At 72.3% G+C, this 16,782-nt stretch carries 17 protein-coding genes; 5 read left to right on the forward strand and 12 right to left on the reverse strand.

What is annotated here, in order from left to right; translation table 11 throughout:
- Positions 1–22 precede the first annotated feature (22 nt).
- Positions 23–1,036, reverse strand: coding sequence for a DHH family phosphoesterase (locus OG371_RS46400; RefSeq protein WP_329063969.1), 1,014 nt, complete (start codon positions 1,034–1,036; stop codon positions 23–25).
- Positions 1,037–1,061: 25 nt separating this feature from the next.
- On the opposite strand from OG371_RS46400, the gene OG371_RS46405 reads away from it, so the two are divergent.
- Complete coding sequence (locus tag OG371_RS46405; RefSeq protein WP_329063971.1) at positions 1,062–2,099, forward strand: TRM11 family SAM-dependent methyltransferase; 1,038 nt, start codon at positions 1,062–1,064, stop codon at positions 2,097–2,099.
- 43 nt (positions 2,100–2,142) lie between these two features.
- On the opposite strand, the gene OG371_RS46410 is transcribed toward OG371_RS46405, so the two are convergent.
- Complete coding sequence (locus tag OG371_RS46410) at positions 2,143–3,480, reverse strand: aspartate aminotransferase family protein (RefSeq protein ID WP_329063973.1); 1,338 nt, start codon at positions 3,478–3,480, stop codon at positions 2,143–2,145.
- 87 nt (positions 3,481–3,567) lie between these two features.
- Between OG371_RS46410 and OG371_RS46415 the strand changes: the two genes are divergently transcribed.
- From OG371_RS46415 to OG371_RS46425, 3 genes are all read left to right on the forward strand, one after another.
- A complete protein-coding gene (locus OG371_RS46415) occupies positions 3,568–4,446 on the forward strand; it encodes a LysR family transcriptional regulator (RefSeq protein ID WP_329063975.1) in 879 nt (292 codons plus the stop codon).
- 89 nt (positions 4,447–4,535) lie between these two features.
- A complete protein-coding gene (locus OG371_RS46420) occupies positions 4,536–5,339 on the forward strand; it encodes an SDR family NAD(P)-dependent oxidoreductase (protein WP_329063977.1) in 804 nt (267 codons plus the stop codon).
- Between the two features lie 25 nt (positions 5,340–5,364).
- Positions 5,365–5,748, forward strand: coding sequence for a hypothetical protein (locus tag OG371_RS46425; RefSeq protein ID WP_329063979.1), 384 nt, complete (start codon positions 5,365–5,367; stop codon positions 5,746–5,748).
- A 21-nt stretch (positions 5,749–5,769) separates the two neighbouring features.
- On the opposite strand, the gene OG371_RS46430 is transcribed toward OG371_RS46425, so the two are convergent.
- The 7 genes from OG371_RS46430 to rimP all read right to left on the reverse strand — a co-directional run bounded on the left by OG371_RS46430 (position 5,770) and on the right by rimP (position 12,608).
- Complete coding sequence (locus OG371_RS46430; RefSeq protein ID WP_329063981.1) at positions 5,770–6,603, reverse strand: alpha/beta hydrolase; 834 nt, start codon at positions 6,601–6,603, stop codon at positions 5,770–5,772.
- A 4-nt stretch (positions 6,604–6,607) separates the two neighbouring features.
- Positions 6,608–7,084 (reverse strand): 30S ribosome-binding factor RbfA, encoded by a 477-nt coding sequence (gene rbfA / locus OG371_RS46435; RefSeq protein WP_091616645.1) that lies wholly within the window; start codon positions 7,082–7,084, stop codon positions 6,608–6,610.
- Between the two features lie 27 nt (positions 7,085–7,111).
- On the reverse strand, positions 7,112–7,405 hold the full coding sequence (locus OG371_RS46440; protein WP_091616643.1) for a DUF503 domain-containing protein: 294 nt from the start codon (positions 7,403–7,405) through the stop codon (positions 7,112–7,114).
- 71 nt (positions 7,406–7,476) lie between these two features.
- Positions 7,477–10,536: a translation initiation factor IF-2 gene (infB, locus tag OG371_RS46445; protein ID WP_329073456.1), complete on the reverse strand. Its 3,060-nt coding sequence runs from the start codon at positions 10,534–10,536 to the stop codon at positions 7,477–7,479.
- A gap of 82 nt (positions 10,537–10,618) precedes the next feature.
- Positions 10,619–10,996, reverse strand: a complete 378-nt coding sequence (locus OG371_RS46450; RefSeq protein ID WP_329063986.1) for a YlxR family protein — start codon at positions 10,994–10,996, stop codon at positions 10,619–10,621.
- Between the two features lie 23 nt (positions 10,997–11,019).
- The gene (gene nusA / locus OG371_RS46455) at positions 11,020–12,066 is read right to left on the reverse strand and encodes a transcription termination factor NusA (protein ID WP_329063988.1); all 1,047 of its coding nucleotides are present in this window, start codon (positions 12,064–12,066) and stop codon (positions 11,020–11,022) included.
- On the reverse strand, positions 12,063–12,608 hold the full coding sequence (rimP, locus tag OG371_RS46460) for a ribosome maturation factor RimP (protein ID WP_329063990.1): 546 nt from the start codon (positions 12,606–12,608) through the stop codon (positions 12,063–12,065). Before rimP ends, nusA begins: the two co-directional genes overlap by 4 nt.
- Before the next feature lie 135 nt (positions 12,609–12,743).
- Between rimP and OG371_RS46465 the strand changes: the two genes are divergently transcribed.
- Positions 12,744–13,679, forward strand: coding sequence for a ferritin-like domain-containing protein (locus tag OG371_RS46465; protein ID WP_329063991.1), 936 nt, complete (start codon positions 12,744–12,746; stop codon positions 13,677–13,679).
- Positions 13,680–13,864: 185 nt separating this feature from the next.
- On the opposite strand, the gene OG371_RS46470 is transcribed toward OG371_RS46465, so the two are convergent.
- Genes OG371_RS46470 through OG371_RS46480 form a run of 3 tightly spaced genes read right to left on the reverse strand, consistent with a single transcriptional unit; the run spans position 13,865 to position 16,731 of the window.
- Complete coding sequence (locus tag OG371_RS46470; protein WP_329063992.1) at positions 13,865–14,533, reverse strand: hypothetical protein; 669 nt, start codon at positions 14,531–14,533, stop codon at positions 13,865–13,867.
- Between the two features lie 34 nt (positions 14,534–14,567).
- On the reverse strand, positions 14,568–15,590 hold the full coding sequence (locus OG371_RS46475) for an aminotransferase class V-fold PLP-dependent enzyme (protein WP_329063994.1): 1,023 nt from the start codon (positions 15,588–15,590) through the stop codon (positions 14,568–14,570).
- A 28-nt stretch (positions 15,591–15,618) separates the two neighbouring features.
- Positions 15,619–16,731 carry a helix-turn-helix domain-containing protein gene (locus OG371_RS46480; RefSeq protein WP_329063996.1) on the reverse strand — a complete coding sequence of 371 codons (1,113 nt, stop codon included), beginning with the start codon at positions 16,729–16,731 and terminating at the stop codon, positions 15,619–15,621.
- Positions 16,732–16,782 lie beyond the last annotated feature (51 nt).

A 16,782-nucleotide genomic window follows, 5' to 3' on the forward strand; every position in this document is an offset into this window, starting at 1 on the left:
TCGGGCAGGGCCCGGACCAGCGTCAGGCACTCCGAGACCCCAGCAACGGCGCCCGCCCCAACGCCCCGCGGAGCCCCGCCAGCACCTCGTCCGAAGTGCCCTCCACCGTGCAACCCGCGGCCATCCGGTGCCCGCCCCCGCCGAACTCCGCGGCGGCCACCGACACGTCGACCGCGCCCGCCGAGCGCAGCGACACCGTCCACAGCCCGGGCCCGGCCTCCTTCAGCACCGCCGCCACCCCCGCCTCCCGCGTCGCACGCACGACGTCGATGACGGACTCGACCTCTTCACTGCGCACGGTCGCAGCGGCCTCCGCGCGGACCACCGCGTGCACGAAGCCGAAGCCCTGCGCGGCATCCGGCTCCAGCCGCGCCTCCGCCAGCACCGCGGACAGCATCGGCAGCCAGGCGAACGGGTGGTCGTCGACGATCCGCCGGGCCACCGCGCCCGGGTCGACGCCCGCTTCCAGCAGCCGCGCGGCGATCCGGTGCGTCTCGGGGCTGGCGCGCCGGAAGCCGCTGGTGTCGGTGACGATCCCGGCGTACAGGCAGCGCGCGATGGGCTCGTCGATCGGCGCGCCCATCGCCTCGATGATCCGCGTGACCAGCACCGCGGTCGCCTCCGCGCTCTCGTCCACCACGTGATGGGTACCGTAGAGGGCGTTGGTCGCGTGATGGTCCACGACCAGCACGTCACCGCCCGCCGCGCGGACGGCGTCGACCCGCGCCGCGAGACGGCCCAGGCGCTTGGGCGTCGGGGTGTCCAGCGCGACCAGCAGCCGCTCCGACGCCGGGAGCGCGTCGACCCGGGTCAGCAGGCCGCCCTCGTCGAGCCAGCGCAGCGTCTCCGGCGCCTCGTCCGGCTCGCCGAACGACACCCGCACGCTCGCCCCGCGTTGCTGCAACACCCGGCCGAGGGCCAGCGCGCTGCCCAGCGCGTCGGCGTCCGGGCGCACGTGCCCGAGCAAGGTCACGTCGGTGGCCCCGGCCAGCAGTGCGACCGCGGCCTCGATGTCCTGCGCCAAAGTAGCTGTCACAGTGCGTCACGCTACGCTCTGCGGGATGCCTGAGTACGTGATCCTCGTGCACCCGTCCGCCAATCGGGTCTACGCCGCCTCCTCCCCCGCGCTGTTGCGCGCCGAGCTGGCGGTGTTCGGCGCGGCCGGGCTGGCCGCCGGGCTCTCGTCGGTCGAGGAGGTGGAGCTGGGCGGCGTCGGGTACGTCAAGTTCACCAGCCCCGCCCCGCTGACCGGGGACGACCTGGCGCTGCTGTCCAACCTCTCCTCGCTGTACGCGCTGTTCGAGCTCGGCGACGGCGTCTTGCGCCCGGTCACCGTGAAGCCGCTGGCGAAGACGGACTCGGACCTGCTCACGATCCAGAAGTACCCGGGCAAGACCAACGAGCAGTTCACCAAGCTGCTGCTCAACATCACCCTGCTGGCCACCGACGCGCCGGCCGCGTGGCCGAGCCGCCCGCTGCGCCTGCTCGACCCGCTGTGCGGCCGCGGCACCACGCTCAACCAGGCCGTGATGTACGGCTTCGACGCCACCGGCCTCGACGTGGACGGCAAGGACTTCGAGGCCTACGAAGCGTTCCTCAAGACCTGGCTGCGCACCAAGCGCGTGAAGCACACCGCCGACTCAGGACCGTTGCGGCGCAACAAAGTCCGGCTCGGGCGGCGGCTCGACGTCGAGTACGCCTTCGACAAGGACGCCTACCGCTCCGGCGACACGCGCCACCTCACCTTCTTCAACGCCGACACCCTCACCTCCGACGAGCTGCTGCGCCCGAACTCCGTGGACCTCGTCGTCACGGACGCCCCGTACGGCGTCCAGCACGGCAGCCACCGCGAAGCCGGCCTCGCGCGCAGCCCGCGCGACCTGCTGGCCGCCGCCGTTCCCGTGTGGACGCGGGTGCTGCGCCCGGGCGGCGCGCTCGGGATCTCCTGGAACACCAACGTCTTGCCCCGCGAAGAACTCGTCACGGTGCTCAAGCGGGCCGGGCTGGAGGTCCGCGAGGGCGGGCCGTACGAGGAGTTCGCGCACCGCGTGGACCAGGCCATCGTGCGCGACCTCGTGGTGGCGGCCAAAAGCTCGTGAGTGTTCATGACGGTTCTAACCGTCATAAACACTCACGAGTCCTTCAGCAGAGCCGCTTGACCGCGTCGCCGATGGCTTCGTCGAGAATGGACAGACCGAGGGACAGCTCGTCCTCGGTGGCGGTCAGCGGCGGGGCGATCCGGAACACCCCGCCCATGCCCGGCAGCTGCACGATGTTCATGTGCAGCCCCAATTCCAGGCAGCGGCGGGTGACCAGCGCGCCGAGTTCGTCGGAGCCCTCCTTCGTCTCCCGGTCGACGACCAGCTCCAGCCCGGCGAGCAGGCCGCGGCCGCGGATGTCCCCGACCACGCCGTGGCGCTCGCCGATCCGCTCCAGGCCCGCGCGCAGGAACGCGCCGAGGGTCGCGGCGCGCTCGTCGAGGCGATCGCGGGTGAGCACGTCCAGCACCGTGTTGCCGACGGCGGCGACCAACGGGTCCGCGACGTGGGTGGTGAAGAACAGGAACCCGCGTTCGTGGGCCGTCTCCTCGATCTCGGCGCTGGTCAGCACGGCCGCGAGCGGCAGCCCGGCGCCGAGCGTCTTAGACAGCGTGAGGATGTCCGGCACCACGCCGTCGCGCTCGAACGCGTACCAGGAACCGGTGCGGCACAAGCCGGTCTGGGCCTCGTCGAGGATCAGCAGCATGCCGCGCTCACGGCACTTGTCCCGCAGCGCCGCGAAATACCCGGGCGGCGGCTCGATCACCCCGCCCGAGCTGAGGATCGGCTCGACGATGCAGGCGGCCAGGCTGCCGGTCGACTGCGCGTCGACGAGGTCGAAACCGAAGTCGAGCTGACGGCGCCAGTCGAGGCTCCCGTCCGGCGTGGTGAAGTCCGGCCGGTAGGCGTGCGGCGCGGGGATGGCGAGGTTGCCCGGCGCGGCGGGGCCGTAGCCCTTGCGGCTCGCACTGTAGGTCGCGCCGGCCGCGCCCTGCGTCATCCCGTGCCAGGAGCGGGCGAACGAGACGATCTCGTGCCCGCCGGTGACGAGCTTGGCCATCCGGATCGCGGCCTCGTTCGATTCGGCGCCGGTGGTCACCAGCAGCGCCTTCTCCAGCGGCGCAGGCAAAGTACCGGCCAGCCGCCGGGCGAGGTCGACGACCGGGCGGCTCAGCATGCCGCTGAACAGGTGGTCGAGCTCCCCGACCTGACGCCGGACGGTCTCGACGATCTCCGGGTGCGAGTGCCCGAGGATCGCGCTCATCTGGCCGGAGGTGAAGTCCAGGATCCGGCGGCCGTCCTCGGTGTGCAGGAAGCTTCCTTCGGCGCGGCTGATGATCTCGCGGGTGAAGTCGCCGGCGCCGGCGTAACGGACCAGGTGCCGGTCGGCGTCGGCCCAGAAACTCTCGGTGGACAACGGGGCGGAGGTGGGGGCAGCCATGGCTCCGACGGTAAGGCCGCCGCGAGCGTCACGTCCATCTCACGATTCCGGCTGTGCTGTTCGGCTTTACTGCACAACAATGACTGGATGCTGAACCCCTGGCGGCTGTCGCTGCTCAGCCGGCTCGACTCGCTCGGCACCATCCGGGCCGTCGCCTCGGCGTCGAACCTGAGCCCTTCGAGCGTGTCCCAGCAGCTCGCGGTGCTGGAGGCGGAAACCCACACCCAGCTGCTGGAACGCACCGGCCGGCGCGTCCGGCTGACCCCGGCCGGGCTGGTGCTGGCCCGGCGCGCGCGGGCGGTGCTCGACCACATGGAGACCGTCGAGGCGGAGCTGCGCAGCCTCGGTGACGAGCCGGTGGGACGGGTGCGGCTCGGCGCGTTCCAGAGCGCCGTGCACAGCCTGGCGGTGCCGGCCGTGACGCGGCTGGCGGACGCGCACCCGCACCTCCAAGTCGAACTGCTGGACCTGGAGCCGCACGAGAGCCTGCCCGCGCTCAGGGCCGGCGACGCGGACATCATCATCACCACCACCGACTTCGTCGAGCAGCCACTGGGCCCGGACGTCGACCTGGTGCCGCTGACCACCGACCCGGTCGTGCTGGTGCTGCCGCCCGGACGCGCCGGGCGGGGGCCGGCGGACCTCGCCGCCTACGCGGGCGAGGCCTGGGCGTTCGAGAAACCCCAGTCGTACATGGCGAATCTGGCCACCCGCCTGTGCCGCGAATCGGGGTTCGAGCCGCGCGTGGTCTGCCGGTTCAGCAACTACCTGCTGACGCTGCAGCACGTCGAGGCCGGGCTGTCGATCGCGCTGCTGCCCGGCCTGGCCGTGGACCCGCGTTACCGCGTCACGACTAGAGAACTGGCGGTCCCGGTGACCCGCACGATCACCGCCGCCGTCCGCCGCGGCTCACCCCAGCGCGCCGCGGTCAACGTGGTCCTCGACGCCCTGCGGCACCACCCGTAGTTTCTGGACTTGCTGGTCCAATTCCAAGTGGGCACGCTGGCGGTCACGAGCCGCGGAACCGGCGGCACCACAAGGAAAGCAGGTTGGTCATGGAACTCCGGCTGGCTGGGAAACGGGCCCTCGTCACGGGTTCGAGCAGCGGGCTCGGCGAGGAGATCGCCAAGGTGCTCGCGGCCGAAGGCGCCACCGTCGTCGTGCACGGGCGGGATCGGGCGCGAACCGAGGCGGTGGCGAAGGGCATCCGCGAGGCCGGTGGACAGGCGGACGTGGCGATCGGCGACCTCGGCACCGACGCCGGGGCCGACGCGGTCGCGGCCGTCGCCGGCTCGATCGACGTCCTGGTCAACAACATGGGCGTGTTCGACCCGTCGATCAGCTGGACCACCGTCACTCCCGAAGACTGGGCACACACCTACAACGTGAACGTGATCGCCGGCGTGCGGATGATCCAGCGGCTCGTGCCGGGCATGCGGGAACGCGGCTGGGGCCGGGTGATCCAGATCAGCAGCGTCACCGGTCACCTCCCCCAGGCGAGCCAGCCGCACTACGCCGCGTCGAACGCCGCCCGCGACAACCTCGCGGCGTCGCTCGCCCGCGAGCTGAAGCACAGCGGCGTCACGTCCAATTCGGTTGCCGCGGGCGGGATGCTCACGCCCGCGGCCCAGGACTACCTGACCGAAATCGGCCGGCAGCAGGGCTGGGGCGAGAGCTGGGCGGAGATCGAGCCGCGTGCCGTCGCCGAACTCGCCCCCAGCGACGTCGGCCGGGTCGGCATCCTCCGCGAGTACGCCGACGTCGTCGCCTTCCTCGCCGGCCCCTCCGCCGCGTACCTCACCGGCGCGACCCTGAACGTCGACGGCGGCTGGTACGACCCCGGCGTACGAAGCGCGTGACGCCGCCCCGCAGTACGCTCCGCGAGTGATCAAGACAATGGCTCTCGCGACCGCGATCCTCGCCCTTTCCGCCGGCCTCACCGCCTGCTCGAACCCGACCGGAAAGTCCTGGGCCATCAGCTATGAGCTGACCGCCGGGGGCTCCGCGACGGTGACGAAACTGGCGTACGCCGAGTCCGTCGACCGGTACCAGGACAACGTGTCCCAGCACGAGCTGACCGGACCGCTCGGGCTGCCGTGGAAGCTGGACGTGATCGTCAGCGCGGGCCAGGAGGCCAAGGTGACCGCCACCCCGTCCGGTGACGCGACGCTGACCTGCCGGATCCTGCTGGACAAAACGAAGGAGCTGGCCAAGGCGACGGCGGCGGCCGGGCAACCGGTCACCTGCGCCAAGAAGACCGGCAGCTGATCCGTCCACTGTGGATGGACGTTACAGGCGTTCGCCGACGAAGCGCAGGGCGTCGGGAAGCACGCCGCGCCAATAGGAATCGGTGTGGCCGCCCGGGGTGATGCTCGAGGTGACCGGGCCGGCGCGGTCGATCAGGCGGCGGTTGGCGGCCAGGAACGGGTCCGACTCGCCACACCAGACGCTCAGGGTGCCCGGCGGCAGCTCGTCCAGGTGCGCCAGCGGCTCGGCGGCCTGCCATTGGGCTTCGGAGGCGAACACGCCACGGGCCTTGGCCTCGGACCAGGTGCGGAAGAGCGCGGCGCTGCAGGTGGCGACGGCCGTCAGGTCACGGCGGCGGCGGGCCAGGTCCAGGGCGCCGAACCCGCCCATCGAGATGCCGAGCACGCCGGTCACCGGGCGCAGGTTGCTGGCCTGCAGCCAGCCCGGGACCTCGTCGGTCAGCAGCCGCTGCGGGTCGTCGCCGGCGCCGTTCTCGACCCAGTAGTGGTCGCCGTCCACGGCCGCGACGGCGAACGGTCGCGCACCCCCGCGGACCAGGTCCGTGAGCATCTGCGGCACGCCCAGATCCAGGAACGTGCGCGCGTTCGCCCCGCGGCCGTGCAGCGCCAGGCAGACCGGCAGGCCCGAGGCGGGCACGCCCTCGGGCGCGATCAGCACCAGGTCGACGTCCCGTCCGCGCGCGACCGAGTGCCGCCGCTGGACGGTGACCGGCTGGGTCAGGGCCGACGAGCCGGCGGGCGGGGTGAGCGGGGCCGGAGCACCCACCGGGGCGGAGCGCCCGGAGCAGGCGGCGACAAGCGCCGCGGTGCCGCCGAGCAGCACGCCGCGTCGCGAGACATCGGTCCCCCACCGCATCGCTTCAGCCCCGGGTCTCCTCTTCCGCGAAGTCCTCGTCGTCTTCGTCGACGCGCGGCGCCTTGTACGGGTCGCTCTCGCCGGCGTGCTGCGCGCCCGCGGACCGGCGGGCCACCTCGGCGTCGGCCTCGCGGGCCTTGGCCAGCAGCTCCTCGATCCGCCGGGCGTCGTCGGGGATGCTGTCCGCGACGAAGGCGAGGGTCGGGGTGTAGCGGACGCCGGTGCCCTGACCGACCTTGGTGCGCAGCACCCCGCGCGCGGACTCCAGCGCCGCCGCGGCACCGGTGAAGTCCGGCTCCGCGTCGAGGCTTTCGCCCAGCACCGTGTAATAAACCGTGGCGTCGTGCAGGTCCGCGGTGATCTTGGTGTCGGTGATCGTCACCGAGTTCAGCCGCGGGTCCTTCACCTCGTGTTCGATGGCGGAGGCCACGATCTGCGAGATCCGCTTGGCGAGCTTACGGGCCCGAGCCGGATCGGCCATGGAACTTCCCCTTCTGGCAGTGCTTGTCTAATCGTCCGGGCCCAGCAGCCGGCGGTGCGCCGAGAGCAGGACGAACTCCGGTCGCGAGGCCACGTACCGCTCGCACGAGTCGAGCACGTCCCGGACGTGTTCGCCACCCGCGGCGACCACGGCGACCCCGATCAGGGCGCGCCGGTGCAGGTCGAGATGACCTGCCTCGGACACTGACACGGCGAAGCGCTTGCGCACCTCCGCCACCACCGGCTTGATCACCGAACGCTTCTGCTTCAACGAATGGATGTCGTCGAGCAGGATGTCGAGCTCCAGGGCTCCGACGTACATAGGCGGTGAATGTTGTGCCGTGCCGGCCGGGCCCGGGGTGCGGCGCGAACCGCACCCCGGACCGGAGGCCATCACGCGCGGGGCTTCTCCCGCTGCTCGTAGGTCTCGATGGAGTCGCCGACCTTGATGTCGCCGTACGAGCCCAGCGTCAGACCGCACTCGTACCCTTCACGGACCTCGACCACGTCGTCCTTGAACCGCCGCAGCGAGCTGACCGGCAGGTTCTCCGCCACGACGGTGCCGTCGCGGAGCAGGCGGGCCCGGGCGTTGCGCCGGATCTCGCCGGACATGACCAGGCAACCGGCGATCGTGCCGATCTTGGAGGACTTGAAGACCTCGCGGACCTCCGCGCGGCCCAGCTCGACCTCTTCGTACTCCGGCTTGAGCATGCCCTTCAGAGCCTGCTCGATCTCCTCGATCGCCTGGTAGATGACCGTGTAGTACCGGACGTCGACGCCCTCGCGGGTGGCCCGCTCGGTCGCCTTGCCCTGGGCCCGGACGTTGAACCCGAGCACGATCGCGTCGGACGCGGTCGCCAGGTCGATGTCCGACTCGGTCACGCCACCGACACCGCGGTGCACCACGTTCAGCTCGACGTCTTCGCCGACGTCCAGCTGCAGCAGCGCCGCTTCCAGCGCCTCGACGGTACCCGAGTTGTCACCCTTGATGATCAGGTTGAGGCTGCTCGTCTCCTTCAAGGCGGAGTCGAGGTCCTCGAGGCTGACCCGCTTGCGGCGCGACGCGTTGAGCGCGTTGCGAGTGCGAGCGGAGCGGCGCTCGGCGATCTGCCGGGCGACGCGGTCCTCGTCGACCACCAGGAAGGTGTCGCCCGCGCCGGGCACCGAGGTGAACCCGATGACCTGGACCGGACGCGAGGGCAGCGCCTCGGTGACGTCCACGTTGTGCTCGTCCACCATGCGGCGGACTCGGCCGTACGCGTCGCCCGCGACGACGGAGTCGCCGACGCGCAGCGTGCCGCGCTGGACCAGCACCGTGGCCACCGGGCCGCGGCCGCGGTCGAGGTGCGCCTCGATCGCGACACCCTGGGCCTCCATGTCCGGGTTGGCCCGGAGGTCCAGAGCGGCGTCCGCGGTCAGCAGGATCGCCTCGAGCAGGCCGTCGATGTTGATGTTCTCCCGCGCGGAGATCTCGACGAACATGGTGTCGCCGCCGTACTCCTCGGCCACCAGGTTGTACTCGGTGAGCTGCTGCCGGATCTTGTCCGGGTTCGCGCCCTCCTTGTCGATCTTGTTGATCGCGACCACGATCGGGGCCTTGGCGGCCTGCGCGTGGTTGATCGCCTCGACCGTCTGCGGCATGACCCCGTCGTCCGCCGCGACCACGATCACCGCGATGTCCGTGGAGTTGGCGCCTCGGGCACGCATGGCGGTGAACGCCTCGTGGCCCGGGGTGTCGATGAAGGTGATCAGCCGCGGGGTGCCCTCGAGCTCGGTCTCGATCTGGTAGGCGCCGATGTGCTGGGTGATGCCACCGGCTTCACTCTCGCGCACCTTCGTCTTCCGGATCGTGTCCAGCAGGCGGGTCTTACCGTGGTCGACGTGACCCATGATGGTCACGACCGGCGGCCGGACCTGCAGGTCCTCCTCACCACCGGCGTCGTCGCCGTAGGTGATGTCGAACGTCTCCAGCAGCTCGCGGTCCTCCTCCTCGGGGGACACGACCTGGACGACGTAGTTCATCTCGCCGCCGAGCAGCTCGAGGATGTCGTCGGACACGGACTGCGTCGCGGTGACCATCTCGCCGAGGTGGAAGAGCACCTGCACCAGCGAAGCCGGGTTGGCGTCGATCTTCTCGGCGAAGTCGGTCAACGAGGCACCGCGCGGCAGCCGGATCGTCTCGCCCTGGCCCTTGGGCAGGCGGACGCCGCCGACGCTGGGCGCCTGCATGTTGTCCATGTACTCCTGGCGCTTCTGCCGCTTCGACTTGCGGCCCTTGCGCGAGGGGCCGCCGGGGCGCCCGAAGGCACCCGCCGTGCCGCCACGGCCACCGGGGCCGCCACGACCGCCGCCGCCGCGGAAACCGCCGCCGCCGGCCGGGGCACCGGTACCGCCGCCACCACCGGGACGGAAGCCACCGCCACCGGCACCGCCGCCGCCACCGGGACGGAAGCCGCCACCGCCGCCACCGCCACCGGGACCGCCGCGGAAGCCACCGCCGCCGCCACCGGGACCGCCGCGGGCACCGCCACCGGGGCCACCACGGGCGCCGCCGCCGGGACCGCCGCGGGCGCCGCCACCGGGACCGGCCGGACGCTGGGTCCGGCCCGGCATCATGCCGGGGTTCGGGCGCGGGGGCATGTTGCCCGGGGTCGGCCGGTTGCCGCCGGCGCCACCGCCGGGACGCGGCGCGGGCCGGTCACCGCCGCCACCGGCACCGCCGCCGGGACGCGGGGGCCGGTTGTCGCCGCCCTGGCCGGAGCCGGGGCGCTGCGGCGGACGCGGGGCCGGGGAGCCGGAACCGACGCCGAACGGGTTGTTGCCGACCCGCGGGGTGCGCGGGCCGGGCTTCGGGCCGCCGGGCTTGGGGCCCTGCGGCCGCGGCGGGACGACCGAGCCGGACGCGCCCGAAGACGCCGCGGCGGCGTCCTGCTTCGGGGCGGGCTTGGCGGCCTCGCTCGGCGCGGGCGCCGACGGCGCGGCGGGCTCGGCCTTGGCGGCCGGCACCTCTCGCACCTCCGGAGCCGGGGCGGGCGCGGGCGTGCGCGGGCCCGGCCGGGGGCCGGGACCCGGGCGTCCGCCGCCCGGCTGGGCCGCGGGGCGCGGCCCGGACGGCTGCTGCGCGGGAGCGGCCGGGGTCGCCTTCGCGGCAGGCGCCTGCTGCTGGTTCTGCTGCGGCGCGGGCGTGGCGGGCCGGGGGGCCTGCGGGGCGCTCGGGGCAGCGGTCGGACTCCCGTTGGCGGCGGGCGCCGCGGGGCGGGCCGGCGGTCCGGGAGTGGGCTTCTGCCCGCTCTTGGCTGGGTATGCGTCACGCAGACGGCGGGCGACGGGCGCCTCGACCGTGGACGACGCGGACTTCACGAACTCACCCTGCTCCTTGAGCTTGGTGAGAACTTCCTTGCTGGTGATGCCGAGCTCTTTCGCGAGCTCGTGAACACGGGCCTTGCCTGGCACAGCTCTCCTCATCTAGGGGAGGCCAGGCGGTGAAGACACCCGCTGACCTCGTCCTTATTGTCGCGCGTTCATGGCTTCAGCTTCACGGCTGACTCATGACGGGTCGACCTGCTTCCTTGATTCCTGTCGGTTCCGGGTACGTCCCGGTTCCGGTCTCCGTGGCGAGCGCTGCCAGCGCCGGGTGGTGGTGCAACCCCGCCGCGTCGAGTGCTCCCTGGGCTTTGAGAGCCCGGGGGAACGCCCGCCGCCGCTCGGCTTTGGCCAGGCAACCCGGCCCGGGGTGCAACCACGCTCCCCGGCCCGGCAGCCGCCGACGTTCGTCGACGACCAGCCGCCCGTCCACCGCGACCACTCGCAGCAGCTCACCGATCACGGCCCGCGTCTTGCACCCGACACACGTGCGTACCGGGGAACCCGGGTCACGCTGGGGGTCGGCTGCCCGCCGCAGGCCTTGAACCATTTCAGAGTCTAGCGCTTCGACCTTCACTCAGCCGAACCGGTTGTCGCGGCGGGCCGCGCCTGCCCGGCGTGGTCTTGATCACCCTCGCCCTCGGCGGGTGCCGAGTCGCTGCGGATGTCGATCCGCCAGCCGGTGAGGCGGGCGGCGAGGCGGGCGTTCTGGCCCTCCTTGCCGATCGCGAGCGAAAGCTGGAAATCGGGCACCACGACGCGCGCTGTCTTCGCCCGCTCGTCCACGACACGTACGGAAACAACCTTCGCGGGCGACAGCGCATTCCCGACGAAGCGGGCCGGGTCCTCGGAGTAGTCGATGATGTCGATCTTCTCGCCGGCCAGCTCGCTCATCACGTTGCGCACACGCGCGCCCATCGGGCCGATGCAGGCGCCCTTGGCGTTCACCCCGGCGATGGTGGAGCGGACCGCGATCTTGCTGCGGTGCCCCGGTTCCCGCGCCAGCGCGGCGATTTCGACGGCGCCGTCGGCGATTTCCGGGACCTCGAGCGCGAACAGCTTGCGCACCAGGTTCGGATGACTGCGCGAAAGCATGATCTGCGGCCCGCGGTTGCTGCGCGAAACGCCGACCACGTACGCCTTGATCCGGGTGCCGTGCTCGTAGGACTCCCCCGCGACCTGCTCGGCCGAGGGCAGCACGCCCTCGGTGTCGCCGACCTGGATCACGACCATGCCGCGGGCGTTGGCTCGCGCGTCTCGCTGCACCACGCCGGCGATGATCTCGCCCTCCTTGGCGGAGAACTCGCCGAAGGTCTTCTCGTGCTCGGCGTCGCGCAGCCGCTGCAGGATGACCTGGCGCGCGGTGGTGGCGGCGATCCGGCCGAAGCCCTCGGGGGTGTCGTCCCACTCCTCGTCGACCTCGCCCTCGGGGGTGAGGGTGTGCGCGAGGACGCGGACCAGGCCGGTCTTGCGGTCGATGTCGATCCGGGCGTGCGCCTGGTGGCCCTCGGTGTGCTTGTACGCGGTGAGCAGGGCCGTCTCGATGGCCTCGATCACCGTCTCGAAGGGGATGTCCTTGTCCCGTTCGATCGCGCGCAGCGCGGCGATGTCCACGTTCACTTCGACTCCTCCTTCGGCTCGTTCTGGCCGGCCGCGGTGCTCGGGCCGGACGCGTCTTCTTCCAGCAGTTTCAGGTCTTCCGCCGGTGGTTGCTTGAATTCGATCTCCACCACGGCCTTGGCCACGGACGCGTACGCCACGTCCTGCAGGCTGCCGCCGGCGAGCACGCGCGCGGCCTCCTGGCCGGCGTGCCCGACGCGGGCGACGTACTCGGCGCCCTCGGCCGGGGTGATCCGCACCAGGCGGAACTTGGCGCGCCGCCAGTGCCGCGGCTGGGTCAGCGGCCGGTCGAGGCCGGGCGAGGTGACCTCGAGGGTGTACGCGCTCGCGAGCACGTGCTCGTTCTCGTCGAGCACCGCGGACACCTTGCGGCTGACCTCGGCGACCTCGTCCAGCCCGATCCCGTCGTCCGAGTCGACGACGACCTTCACCAGCTGTCGCCGGCCGGCCTGCTGCACCTCGAGCGAATCGAGGTCGAAACCCGCGGTCGTGACGGCTTCGGCCACTAACGGCTCCAGCCGGCTGGCGAGTTCGTTGGGCACGTGGAGCACTCCTGTTCGGCGGTGGTGACGCGGGCTGGTCACGACGGGTGGTCGGTGGTGGACCAGCTTATCCTGCGACCCCGCCGGGACGCGCGAGCGGCGGTGCCGGTGCCGGGCCTGGCAGGATGGGCCGACGTGACCGCAAGACCGACCGACCTCAGCCGGCGCTCCGTCCTGCGCCTCGGCGCCGTCGCCGCCGTGGCCCTCCCGCTCGCCGCCTGCACGACGGGCAACGACGAAACCCCGGACCCGCTGGCCCCGCTGCTGGCCGCCGCCCAGGCGGACGCCGCGGCCGCGCGCAAGCTCGCCTCCGGCGCGGACGGCGACGTCGCGGGCCAGATCGCCGACGCCCGCACCGCGCACGCCGCCGCCCTGAAACCCGAGGTGGACCGGCTCAACCGGCCGCAGCCCAAGACGCCGCCGACGCCGGCGCCCGAGCCGACGGACCTGGCCGGGTTCAAGGACCGGCTCGCGGCCGTGCGCAAGCAGGCCGAGGACCTGGTGCCCACGCTGCCCGCCTACCGCGCGGGGCTGGTGGCGTCCGTCGCCGCCGGCTGCGCGGCGCTCCAGCGCGTCGCGCCGTCGATCGGCCGCGGCGACGACGCCAAGCCGATCGCCGCGCCGCCGGGCACCGTGCCTGCCGGCACCGTCGACCCGCTGCAGAAGGCGCTGGCCACCGAGCACGCCGCGCTCTGGGTGTACGGGCTGGTCACGGCGTTCCTGCCGGCCGACTTCGGCGACGCGCTCAAGAGCGGCCGCGCCGAGCACACCGCGCGCCGCGACGTGCTGATCCAGGTGATCACCGCCGCGGGCAGCACGCCGGTGGCGCCGGAGGCCGCGTACGTGCCGGCCAAGCCGGTCACCGACGCCGCTTCGGCCGCTTCAGTGGTCGCGACCGCCGAAGCCGACTCGGCCGCGGCGTGGCTCGGCGTGGTGAACCGCACCGACGACAAGGGCGTGCGCGGCATGGCGCTGCAAGCGCTCATCGCGGCGGCACGGCGCGGCACGCCGTGGCGTCAGCAGGCCGGCGAGAAGCCGACCGCGGTCGCGATGCCGGGTCAGAGCGCGTAGGCCGATGCAGCGGATGACGCTTTCCCTGCGCTGAGCGAGGGGAAAGCGTCATCCGCTGCATTCCGTGCGGGGGGTTAGCGCAGCGGGACAGCGCAGCGGGTCAGTGCAGCGGGTCGGTGCGGGGTGAGCGCAGCGGGTCGGTGCGGGGTGAGCGCAGCGGGTCGGTGCGGGGTGAGCGCAGCGGGTCAGTGCAAGTTGGCCGAGAGCTGGAGCGCGTCCTTGGCGATGCGCTTGAGCAGCACGGCGTCCTTGTGCTTGGCGTAGAAGTCGGTGAGCACGACGGTCACGTCGGAGCCGCTGACCTGGGATTCGTACGCGGCCTTGTCGGAGCTCACGCTGGGCGCGCCGGCGGCCTTGTAGGTGTGGTCGCGCACCAGGTCGGTGACGTTGCCGGTGCCGTCCTGGTCGGTCAGCGCCTTGAGCTGGGCCGCCTGGCTCGCCTGCGGCATGGACACCAGCGCCACCGAGACGAGCGCCTTCGCGTCGCCGTACTGCACGGTGTACAGCGCGCGAGACAGCGACGTGCAGGGCGTGTCCTTGAAGTAGTTCTGCGCCTGGCCGTAGGACTTCGCCGCGCAGTCGGTGGACTTGCTCGGCCCCTCGACGAGCTGGTAGTCGAACTCGCTCGTCTTCGCGGGCGGCTGCGCGACCGGCTCGGGCGTGCTCTGGTGCCGGATCAGGAACCAGATCAGGCCGGACACCACCGCGATCGCGACCAGGCCCGCACCGCGCAGCAGCAGGGTGCGGTTGTCCCGGGCCGGGCCACGGCCAGGCGCAGGCGGCCCCGGGTGTGCGGGGACCGCGCCGAGCGGTGCCGTGTCCGAGGGATCAGCGGAGAAATGGGGACCAGCCACGGGCACATACCGTAGTTCACCGTCTCCGGCGGCTTCACCCGAATGCGGTGAGAAGGCGTTCGACGTCGTCAGCGGTGTTGTAGACGTGGAATCCGACGCGCACCCGGCCGTCGCGCAACCCGGACACGACGCCCGCGGCGGCGACCCGCGCCGGATCGGCCTCCAGCGACACGATCGCGGACCCTCCTGACGGCCGTCCGAGGGCCTGGAGCAGGGCATCGGCGAGGCCGGTGTTGTGCTCGCGGACCGCGGCGAGGTCCAGCCCGGTGACGTAGTCCAGCGCTTCCGCCGCGCCGACGTGCGAGAGCCAGACCGGCGAGAGGTCGAACGCGCGGGCGTCGGGAGCCAGGCGCAGGGGCAGGCCGTAGACGGACGCCCACCGGTCGTCGCCCGCGTACCAGTTGGCGGCGACCGGCCGGGTGCGCTCGTGCGCCCGCGGGTGCACGGCGAGCCAGGCGCACCCGCGCGGGGAGAACAGCCACTTGTAGCCGGCGCACACGACCCAGTCGGCCCAGGCGACGTCGAGCGGCAGCCACCCGGCGGCCTGCGTGACGTCCAGCAGCACGGCGGCGCCCGCGCTGTCGGCCGCCGCCCGCAGCGCCGCGACGTCGAGCACCGACCCGTCCGACGACTGCACCAGGCTCACCGCGACGAGGTCGTGCCCCTCGACGTGGTCGGCGAGCTTGGCGAGTGGCGCCTCGGTGATCCGCGTGCCCGGCCGCGCGGCGAACGGGAAGGTGACGCTGGTGAAGTCCTTCTCGGCGACCAGCACGCGCGCGCCCTCGGCCAGCCCGCCCGCGACGTTCGCGATGAGCTGCGAGACGGACGCTCCGATGGCCACCCGCTCGGTCGGCACCCCGGCGAGCCGCGCGAACCCGCTGCGTGACCGCGCGACAGCCTCGTCGAATGCCGATGCCGAGTCGCCTCCGGTGCGCCACCGCTCGACGGCGGCGGCCACCGTCTCGCCGACCGCGACGGGCGGGATGCCGATGCTGGGCGTGTTGAGGTAGCCGGACGGGACGGTGAAGCGGGCCGTTCCCCAGGAGCGAAGACTCATGCCGGCCATCATGCCGATCCGGGCGGGGTCAGCTGACCAGTTGTTCTATCTCCGTGACGCGGCTGCTGAGCCGCGCCGAATTGATGGTGCCCGAGGCACCGCGCGCCTGCGCGATCACCGTTCGGGCCTGGTCGAACTCGCCGGCCCGGGCGTACGACTCGGCGAGCCAGGTTCGGTAGAGCGCGACCTCGCGCGCATGGTCCACGTCGTAGCTGTCGATGGCGTGCTGCAAGAGCGGCGCGGCGAGTGCCGGCCGGCCCACCTCGATCCAGCAGCGCCCCGCCATGACGTCGATCTCGTCACGGCTCATCCAATAGACCCAGTCCGGCTCACGAATTCCCGCCGAGCGTGCCTCGTAGGCATCATCCACCGCAACGAGCATCCGGCGGGTGAGGTCGGCATCCCGCGATCGCGCGGCCGCCCAGCCCACACGTTCCAAAAGCAACGTCTTGGCCACCGGCGAAGCCTCCCGTGCGCCCTTCACCGCGGTCTTCGCAAGAAGCAGAGCGTCGGACGGGTTCCCGACATTGGCCATCTGATAGGCGAGTGAGGAGAAAAGCTGGGCGGCAAGGATCGGGTCCGCGGCTTCGTCGGCGGCAGACGCACCGTCGACATAGGCCTGCTGCGCGGCCGCGTAGTGGCCAGCGTCGCTCTCGGCCCAACCGGCAAGCTGGGACAGCTCGCCCATGGCGACGAGCAGGCGCCGGCCGACGTCCGCCGAGTAGCTCGCGGAGTCCACGACGGTCCGGAGGTCTGCAAGCTCTCGATGGACGACAGGAGCAAGGTCCCCGCCGCCGACCGTGTCGTCCAGGCGCCGGAGGTCGATCACCCGCTGCTCCACCTCCGCCGCGAGACTCCTGCCGACCTGCCGGCCGGACACCTGGTGCCTGGTCGAGGGCGTATCAGCGACCAACCAGGCGTGCGCAACACGAAGTGGATCCCGAGGCTGGCCGTACAACAGGTCGACCGGGATGTTCAGGGCGCGAGAGTAGGCGAGGACGTGCTCCGGTTTGACCTTCCGCGTCCCGCCTTCGAGCTGGCTGAGATAGGGCTTGCTGTAGTGAGCCTTCGAGGCCATCGCGGCCAGACTGATCTCCGCGGCCTCCCGCGCCGCCCGCAACCGCGCCCCCAGCTCGCTCATGCGCTCCCACCGGCTTGCGAACCCTTGCAAACGGCTGATCCGTTCACATCA

Origin of the sequence: Amycolatopsis sp. NBC_01480 (assembly GCF_036227205.1) — a bacterium.
Lineage (GTDB): Bacteria > Actinomycetota > Actinomycetes > Mycobacteriales > Pseudonocardiaceae > Amycolatopsis.

Bases quoted from the DNA above. Each gene is read 5' to 3' on its own strand.
- OG371_RS46405 (WP_329063971.1), top strand. From the start codon at position 1,062: ATGCCTGAGTACGTGATCCTCGTGCACCCGTCCGCCAATCGGGTCTAC.
- OG371_RS46410 (WP_329063973.1), bottom strand. From the start codon at position 3,480: ATGGCTGCCCCCACCTCCGCCCCGTTGTCCACCGAGAGTTTCTGGGCC.
- OG371_RS46415 (WP_329063975.1), top strand. From the start codon at position 3,568: ATGCTGAACCCCTGGCGGCTGTCGCTGCTCAGCCGGCTCGACTCGCTC.
- OG371_RS46420 (WP_329063977.1), top strand. From the start codon at position 4,536: ATGGAACTCCGGCTGGCTGGGAAACGGGCCCTCGTCACGGGTTCGAGC.
- OG371_RS46430 (WP_329063981.1), bottom strand. From the start codon at position 6,603: ATGCGGTGGGGGACCGATGTCTCGCGACGCGGCGTGCTGCTCGGCGGC.
- rbfA (WP_091616645.1), bottom strand. From the start codon at position 7,084: ATGGCCGATCCGGCTCGGGCCCGTAAGCTCGCCAAGCGGATCTCGCAG.
- OG371_RS46440 (WP_091616643.1), bottom strand. From the start codon at position 7,405: ATGTACGTCGGAGCCCTGGAGCTCGACATCCTGCTCGACGACATCCAT.
- OG371_RS46450 (WP_329063986.1), bottom strand. From the start codon at position 10,996: ATGGTTCAAGGCCTGCGGCGGGCAGCCGACCCCCAGCGTGACCCGGGT.
- OG371_RS46475 (WP_329063994.1), bottom strand. From the start codon at position 15,590: ATGAGTCTTCGCTCCTGGGGAACGGCCCGCTTCACCGTCCCGTCCGGC.
- OG371_RS46480 (WP_329063996.1), bottom strand. From the start codon at position 16,731: ATGAGCGAGCTGGGGGCGCGGTTGCGGGCGGCGCGGGAGGCCGCGGAG.